Source organism: Bacteroides sp. RTP31139st1_H2_RTP31139_211217 (assembly GCF_040227615.1).
In the GTDB taxonomy this organism is placed as follows: domain Bacteria; phylum Bacteroidota; class Bacteroidia; order Bacteroidales; family Bacteroidaceae; genus Bacteroides; species Bacteroides uniformis.
This window is the reverse complement of record NZ_JBCNZM010000181.1, coordinates 1-8,892: the sequence shown is the minus strand read 5'-3', so window position 1 is coordinate 8,892 and position 8,892 is coordinate 1. Positions and strand designations below refer to the sequence as shown.

Genomic DNA, 8,892 nt, shown 5'->3' with positions numbered 1-8,892 from the left:
CCACAAGACAGCTGATACCTTTGTTGGTGCTCACCCAAATATTTCCTGCCTTGTCCTCACCGATGGCTTGTATGTGGGTGTTAGCCAGTCCGCTTTCACGTTGGTATACTTTGTAGTTTCTGTCTGTCAGGGAGGGGAAGCATACCAAACCTTCACCCGTGGCCACCCACAACCGCTTTCTGCTGTCTTCGTAGAGAGCATTGATGGTATTGGAGGGGAATTTGGCCAGGACGTTGAAGAGCTGGATGCTTTGGAGTTGAGGGTCATAGAGGCCCAGGCCTCCTCCGAAGAATCCTACCCATATTTGGTCTTCGGAATCCTTCAGCACACAGCGGGCCAGATTGTTCTCCAGATTGTAGTGTGCCTTGATTGTCTTGCTGTCACAATCTATAAGATAGACGCCTTCGCTGGTTCCGACCCAAATGTTTCCCTGCTTGTCTTCATGAAAGGAACGTACGTCAGTGCGTGACTTGTCTTCGGAGAAAATCTGCCGGAAGCTTTGGCTCTTGGGATTGTAGTAGGCTATTCCTCCATAAAAAAGTCCGAACCATAATCCTCCCTTCGAGTCGCACAAGGCTGCCTGCACCGTATTGCTTCTGAATTTCTTGTTGTCAGCATTGTATATGGCTATTCGTCTTCCCTTGTTGAATACGTTGATTCCTCCTCCATCGGTTCCTATCCAGAGGTTACCGGCTTTGTCCATACAGACACCGGAGGCTATTTTACTGTTCAGGCTGTTGTTGGTGGATGGAAAAGGAGAATATTTATAAGTGCTGAAGAGTGACGGCTCGCGTTTTATGAAGTTGATGCCGCCTCCCCAGGAACCTGCCCATACATTACCGAAGGAATCTTGGAGCAGGCAACGGATACTGGAGTTGGACAAGCCGTATTCATCGTCTCCCTCCCGGATAGAAAGCGCATGAATCTGGTCCGACGAACGGAAAAGCTGTTGGGACAAATCCACTACGGCAATGCCGCCGAATTCCATGGCTATCCAAAGTCTGTTGTCATCCAGTTGACGTATATCATATACACGGTACGATATGCAGTTGGTTTTGTCGTCGAAGGGGATGAAACTTTCCGCTTCCGGGTTAAACAGTACCACTCCTCTATCGGTTCCTATCCATATGTTTCCGCTTTTGTCTTTGTAGACACATGTCACTTCGTTGCCGGGCAGGCTGTTGGGGGTTTGCGGCTCGTGTGTGAAGTTCTTGACTGTCTTGTCTTTTATGGAAAGTATACTGAATCCCCGGTCCACATGCCCGATATAGAGTAGTCCGTTACCGCCGTCTATGGCAGACCAGATATGGTTGCTTGCAAAACCCGGTACGGTTTCGGTATTGTAATGGGTGAATTGCCCGGTTTGCTTGTCAAAATAGTCCACGCCTTTCCAATAGGTGCAAATCCATAGGTTACCGTCGGAGGCGGCAATGATTTTGGTAATGTCGTCCGTAACCAGGCTTTCAGGGTTGTTTTCGTTGTGTCTGTAAGTGATGAATGAATCGTTGGCATAATTGTATGCATTGATTCCGGCACGCTGGGTTCCTATCCATAAGATGGAGTCGACGGGATCGTCCAGCAGACAGTTCAGTTCGTTGCCGGTGATGCTTTGCTTGCCGGTTGTTTCTTCTTTATAATAGGTAAGGAAGCGTATTCCGTCGAATTTATTTAAACCCTCTTCTGTGGCAAACCATAGAGAGCCCCGTTTGTCTTGGGCTATGCTTACCACATGGTTGTTGGACAGCCCTTCACGGATACTCAGATGTTTTATGGTATATGGCTGCGCGGATAGCAGGAATGGCAGGCATAGGAAAATGGAAAGTAGAATCTTCTTCATAACGGGTCGTTTTTCATTGCATGAGTCAAAAGTACAAATAAAATCTTTAGATGATGTGCACAAATCGTGCATTGACAGATTTATATGCCTTCTCTGCAAGATTTATACAGCTGTTGAATCGAAAATTGGCATATGTTTGCATTGCCGATTATTATAAATCGGAACAAAATGTACTTTTTTGTTTAACTTTAATAATAATATTTATGAAGAAGCATTTCTTTAACGCCACTTTCTGGGCGTTATTATCGCTGGCTTTATGGACTACTGGATGTAGTGACGATGACGGATACTCTGATGTAGACGGGCAGATTCCGACAATGACATTGGTGACGGATCATATTGAATCCGGTGCCGGCCATCGTTTTACCATTGAAGGTTCGTTGGCTGACCAGGATGGAATTGTATCCGTCAATCTGCAATGTGCCGATCTTTATCTGAACAAGACCATTGATTTGGTCGAAATCTATGGAGCTCCCCAAACGGAGTATGAGTTGAGCTATTCTTATGACCTCAAGCGTGATGAAATCGGTGAACGCTTCACCGTGAAAGTGACCGTAACAGATGCGGGCGGGCGTGAAGTGTCGCAGGATGTGTTGATAACGATGGATGGGGACTTTGAGAATCCTACATTTACAATTGCCCCTGGTAAGGAGGTTACCGTACTGATAAAGGATGAAACAAAGTTCAACCTGAATTTCACGGTGAAAGATGACCGCATACTGGATTATGTACTCATTGAGATTCCTGGGGTAGAAGGTTTTGAAAGCCGCCGTATAGAGGCTGGCGGGCAATCTACTTTGAGCTTTACGGAGAAGATTATTCTGCCTAATGAGGTGAAAAGTTACGATGTGACTTTGACGGCTGTGGATGCCAGAGGCAATCAGACAGTGACCAATAGTACCATCAGTGTATCTGAAATGCCTGACTTCCCCAAAATGTATCTGGCCGATGTGGCAACCGTAGAGGAATTGAACAGTGATATTTTCGGTGTACCGATGGTGATTAACCATACGGGCGAGTACCAATATCGTGCACGTTATTATAATAAAGCTGCCGGTACGGAAATTTTCTTCTTACCGCAAAAGACAGACTTTACTCCTATCTGTTTTGGCCTTGATCCGGAGGATAATACAAAACTGACGGATGACCCGGAAACGGCTAAACCTATTGTCTTGGATGAGGCTGGTGTTTATTATGAAATAGACATCAATGTGAAAGAGTCTACTTATAGTATGCGCACGTACTCGGTGACAGAGGCTACAAATCCGATGAAATATGAATATGGAAAGCCTTGTTTTGACCGTTGGGAGAATGGGGAATCGTTCATTGATTTCTATATCGGTTGGGGAGGTTCTCCTCAGGATGCGGGAAATCAGTTGTTTGCCCAGGATAAAAATAATCCTCATCTTTTCTATTATCCGGAAAATGGAACTTGGACGCTGGAAGCCGGTGAAGAAATGAACTTCATCATATCCAATTATCATCCCGACGGATGGTGGGATCATGTGGAATGGCGGTGTGACGACTCTCAGAATGTAGAGAAGTTTGGTTACTTCAGTAAGAAAGGGGATGTGAATCCTAATTGGGAAGGCACCAATCAGCGTTGGGAAGACGGCTCGATGGTAGGTGACAACTGGATGAAGCCTACGGTTACGGTGACCGGCAACTACCGCTTTGAGTTTGACGCGCATTTGGGTCGCGGCAAGATTGTGCCTGCTAATTAAAAAGTAACATTAGATTTAAGATATGAAAAAGCAAATTCTATTATTATGTCTTGCGCTGATAAGCCTTTGCGGTTATGCGCAGCAGATAACGGTTAAGGGTGTGGTGACTTCGGCCACCGACCAGCAGCCGTTGATTGGAACTACAGTTCAAGTGAAAGGTACCGGTACGGGTACAATTACCGGTATCGACGGTGATTATACATTACCCAATGTAGACAAGAATGCAGTGTTGGTATTCTCTTCTATTGGTTTTGAGTCTCAGGAAATAGCTGTAGGTGGACGTACTACGATTAACGTGGTACTGAAGGAGGCTGCGGAATTACTGGATGAAGTGGTGGTTATCGGTTATGGTGCTGTGAAAAAGAGCGATTTGACCAGTTCTATTGCTACAGTAAAAGGCGATGAAATCACTGAAACCGTGACCGGTAATGCTATGGATGCTTTGCAGGGTAAGGTAAATGGTGTACAAGTCACCAGTGGTGGTGGCCCTGGAGCTACTCCGAAGGTGCTGATTCGTGGTGTAACTACCGTAAACGGTACGAATCCGTTGTATGTAGTGGATGGTATGCCGGTAGGTGACAATATCAACTTTCTGAATAGTAACGATATTGCTTCCATGGAAGTATTGAAAGATGCTTCGGCTGCCGCTATCTATGGTACACGTGCATCAAACGGTGTCATCCTGATTACTACAAAGAAAGGTAAAACTGGTAAAGCCCGCATCAATTGGAATTCTTCTGTTGGTTTCCAGACCGTGGCCAAACCTAATATTGCCGGTGCGGCTGAATATAAAGAAGTGTTCAATACCCGTTATACGAATGATGGCCTTTCTTCTATCTGGAACGATACGGGTGCTACGACCAATCCCGGTGGTACAGACTGGTGGGATACTGTAGTCAATAAAACAGCTTTGGTGCAGAACCATTCACTTAGTGTTGCCGGTGGCTCAGAACAGTTTGTTTATAACTTTAGCGTGGGCTATTATCGTAACAACTCACAGTTTGATGTAGGTTATTGGGATAAGATAAATATCCGTCTGAATACTGAATATACATTTAATAAGTATGTAAAATTGGGAGTTGATATTGCTCCACGTGTCGAATCATGGGATGATACCCCAAACCAGTTCTCGGCAGCCATGGCTATGGACCCGACAACTCCGGTATTCCGTCCGCAGGACCAATGGGAGGATAATGAGTACAACAACTATCAACGCTCTTACAACAACCAGGAGTGGAATCCCGCCGGTTCAATTGCCCGTAGCAATGCTCATTCTCGCGAGTTGGGTGCCATTCTGAATACCTATCTGCAGGTAACCCCGATAGAAAAGCTGACGTTGCGCACCCAGTTCGGTGCCAATGCACACTATCGCCGTTCTGATTCATTCGTTCCGAAGTTCAATATGGATCCGTTGGAGAAACAAGACTTGAACGAAATCACCCGCCGCAATCAGGAGTGGTTTGACTGGAACTGGACGAATACAGCCACTTACATGGACACTTTCGCTGAAAAGCACAACTTGAATGTAATGGCTGGCTTTACTGCCGAACGTTTTGCATGGTACAATACTCAGGCACGGCGTGATAATGTTCCCAATAATCTGGACCAGATGCAGGAAGTGAATGCCGGACAGCAGGGTACGGATGAGGCCAACGGTGAAACCACTTACAATACACTGGTTTCTTTCCTGGGCCGTGTCATGTATAACTACGATAACCGTTACTACATTTCGGCATCTCTCCGTGCCGACGGTTCCTCCCGTTTCCCGAAGGGCAGCAAGTATGCCCTCTTCCCGTCTGTTTCCGCTTCCTGGCGTGTCATCAGTGAGGCATTTATGCAGGACCAGGACATCTTCAGTGACCTGAAGCTTCGTGGAGGCTGGGGCCGTGTAGGTAATCAGAATATCAACAATAATGCTACCCTTACTTTGTTGAGCGAAACCCAATACTATTATGGCAATACGTTGGCAAATGGTTACTTCGTGTCTACAGTAGGTAACAACCAGTTGAAGTGGGAGACTGTGGAAGATTGGAACGTAGGTGTGGATATGTCATTCCTTGATTCACGTTTGGGTGTAACATTCGAATATTTCCAGAAAAAGTCCATTGACATGCTTTACCAGAAACAGAACATCCTCTCTTTGGGATATGATAACTGGAACAGCCAGATTTGGATGAACATCGGTAGTATGCAGGCCCGCGGTTGGGAAGTGGGACTTACCTGGCGCGATGAAATCGGCAAGGATTTCTCTTACGATCTTGGTCTGAACCTTTCTGCCGTGCGCAACAAGGCCATCAAGTTCTCGGGCGACGGTCCTATCAATGTCGGTGGATTCAATAGCGACCAGATTATCCGTAACGAAGATGGTGGTTTTATCTCCCGTTTCTACGGTTACGTGGCCGATGGCTTGTTCCAGAATTGGGAAGAGGTGTATGCGCACACTGACGAACACGGAACACTGATTCAGCCCAATGCAAAACCGGGAGACATCCGCTTCAAGGACCGGGACCATAACGGAGTGCTCGATGCCAATGACAAAGATTATATCGGCAATCCTTATCCTGATTTAATGATGGGTCTGAATATTGGTATGCGTTATAAGAACATTGATTTTGCAGCCAATTTCTATGGTACGTTCGGTAATGATATTTACAATGTCACCAAAGGACGGTACTCCGGTTCAGGCGGACAGAATGTTTGGGCAGGTACACTGGAGAAAGCATGGCATGGAGAGGGTACCGGCAATGATATTCCCCGTTTGTCGAGCAATGACTTGAACCTGAACTATAGCCGCGTTTCCAGTTTCTATGTGGAAGATGGTTCCTACTTGCGTTGCAAGCTGTTGCAGATAGGCTATACGCTTCCTAAGAAATGGGTTGGAGGTGCTGACTTGCGTCTTTCCTTCTCTGCACAGAATCCGTTTACCATTACCGGTTATTCGGGAATGGACCCCGAACGCCCGATGGTTGACGGTACTACCGACAGCTCTGGCAGTGCCATCAATACCGGTATTGACAACGTGGCTTATCCTAATCCGAGAACATTCTTGTTTGGCATTGACTTCAAATTTTAATTCTTGATTATCCATGAAACGAATATTTACAATAGTAGTTCTGATTGCTTCGCTGGTGTTTACCTCTTGCGAGGACTTCCTGACGGAAGACGTACGCGGGCAATTGAACGTGGACACTTATTATAAGTCCATAGAAGAGTGTGAATCCGCAGTCACGAGCTGTTATCAGGCCATGACATATGGAGGATGGTGGCAAATCAACACCGTGTGGTTACTTTCCGAAATGTGTGGAGATGATGCCTGGATGGGGAATACCTCTCAGTCTCAGAGTGATTATATCTCATTGGCGCATTATCAGGGAAACGGTGCCAGCAATGGCCCTATCTCCAATTTTTGGCAGTACCGTTACAAAGGTATTTTACGTTGTAACATAGCCATAGATCGCATTGCGGCTCTCGAAACCCAAGAGACAGAAACCAGAGACCGTCTGGTGGCAGAAGCCCGTTTCCTGCGTGGCTACTATTACTTCGAACTGGTGAGAAATTTTGGCGGGGTGCCCTTGATGACCAGTTTCCAAATGCCGGAAGAAGTGGAGGGAACAGAACGTGCTACGGCAGAAGCCGTGTACAAATTCATAGAGGATGACCTGATGGCAGCTGTCGAAATACTGCCGCAACGCAGTACTGCGCAAGTAGGGCATGCTACCCGTGGCGCCGCTTTAGGATTATTGGGTAAAGTGTACCTCTATCAGGAGAAATGGCAGGCTGCCCATGATGTGTTGAAGACTGTGATAGATGAAGGCGAATACCAATTGCTTCCCGATTTCGGGCAGGTATGGAATGTCGACTATGACAACAGTGCGGAGAGCCTTCTGGAAATCCAGTATGAATATCATCCCACTTTGGGCTTAGGAGGGGCGCTTGCTACGGTAACCGGTGCCCGTAATGGTCCTGGTGATGGTTGGAGCTGGTGTCAGCCTACGGCAAATTTGGAGCAAGCTTATATAGAGGCCGGTGATACGGAACGTTTGAAATGGACAATAATCAAGTCGGGCTGTACAGAAATTGCCGGCGAAGACCAATTCGAAGATTTCATTGACGCAAGCAAAGCGTTGAATAAGTATCAGGAATATCTTGATAAATATGGTTGGGACCCCAATTGCTATATTATCAATCCCGCTGACCATAAGTCTGCGCGTATCATCCGCAAGTATTTCCTGCCGATGAAATATCGTGCTCAAGGCGATGCAACGGCTTACGCCACGGACAAGAGTCCTTTGAATCACCGTATTCTGCGTTATGCCGATGTCCTTTTAATGTATGCTGAGGCTTGCAATGAACTGGGTGATGACGCTTCTGCCCGTGATGCTCTCAATCAGGTGCGCAGACGTGCCAAGTTGGATGACGTTACGGCAAGTGGAAAGGCATTGCAAAGTGCCATTCGCCTGGAGCGCCGTTTGGAATTGGCTTTCGAGCAGAACCGTCTGTATGATATCCGCCGCTGGACTGATACAAATGGTAAAAAGGTGATTAGCAATATCCTGGGACCGAACGGTTCCTTTGTGAAGTGGAACACTGAAGAGGCTACCCGTGACGCTCTTGAGTGGGAAAATCAAGGTGAAGCAAGTGACAAAGGCATCACTTTCAATGAAAACCGCGACATGGTGTTCCCCATTCCTTTGTACGAAATCACGATGTCCAACGGTTCCATTACCCAGAATCCGGGTTGGAATTAAACACATTCTGATGAAAGCAGATTGTTGCAGGAACTGATTATTCAATAGGTCTTTATATTCTGTCGCGGATAGTTTGCAATGGATTATCCGCGGCAGTTTTTTAATCCAAAATAATATCATGAATTTGAGACACATTTTTATTCTTCCGGCACTGCTTACCGCAATGGCTTGCAGCGATGATTCTCCCGTTACACCGGATACTCCCGACACTCCTGATGGTCCGGACATTACGAACAGCGTAGAGAAACTGGTGAGCATCGATGCCGGACAGACTTTCCAGACAATAGCCGGCTTCGGCGCTTCGGACTGTTGGACGCCAGCCTTTGTGGGCAAGTCATGGACTTCGCACCGTGCGGGGATTACGGAACTGCTTTTTTCCTCAGAGATTGTGGGCGGCAAGCCGAAAGGAATCGGCCTTTCCCAATGGCGGGTGAATCTTGGTGGCGGCAGTGCCGCGCAAGGTGAAGCCTGCGGCATCGAGGACAAATCCCGTCGTGCGGAATCCTATCTTACCGATGACTTGACGTACGACTGGACCCGTTGCGAGGGACAACGTTACTTCATGGACCGTGCCAAGGAGCTG

At 46.9% G+C, this 8,892-nt stretch carries 5 protein-coding genes; 4 read left to right on the top strand and 1 reads right to left on the bottom strand.

What is annotated here, in order from left to right; genetic code table 11:
- Window positions 1–1,837 (bottom strand): two-component regulator propeller domain-containing protein (locus ABUA47_RS20815; RefSeq protein ID WP_349831979.1); only part of this gene is annotated, 1,837 nt, incomplete at its 3' end.
- A 203-nt stretch (window positions 1,838–2,040) separates the two neighbouring features.
- Here ABUA47_RS20815 and ABUA47_RS20810 point away from each other — a divergent pair.
- From ABUA47_RS20810 to ABUA47_RS20795, 4 genes are all read left to right on the top strand, one after another.
- Window positions 2,041–3,561: a hypothetical protein gene (locus ABUA47_RS20810; protein ID WP_008665740.1), complete on the top strand. Its 1,521-nt coding sequence runs from the start codon at window positions 2,041–2,043 to the stop codon at window positions 3,559–3,561.
- Window positions 3,562–3,583: 22 nt separating this feature from the next.
- Complete coding sequence (locus ABUA47_RS20805; RefSeq protein ID WP_035450227.1) at window positions 3,584–6,634, top strand: SusC/RagA family TonB-linked outer membrane protein; 3,051 nt, start codon at window positions 3,584–3,586, stop codon at window positions 6,632–6,634.
- Window positions 6,635–6,647: 13 nt separating this feature from the next.
- A complete protein-coding gene (locus ABUA47_RS20800) occupies window positions 6,648–8,309 on the top strand; it encodes a RagB/SusD family nutrient uptake outer membrane protein (protein WP_117681220.1) in 1,662 nt (553 codons plus the stop codon).
- Window positions 8,310–8,427: 118 nt separating this feature from the next.
- A partial coding sequence (locus ABUA47_RS20795) for a glycoside hydrolase (protein WP_349831977.1) occupies window positions 8,428–8,892 on the top strand: 465 nt, incomplete at its 3' end.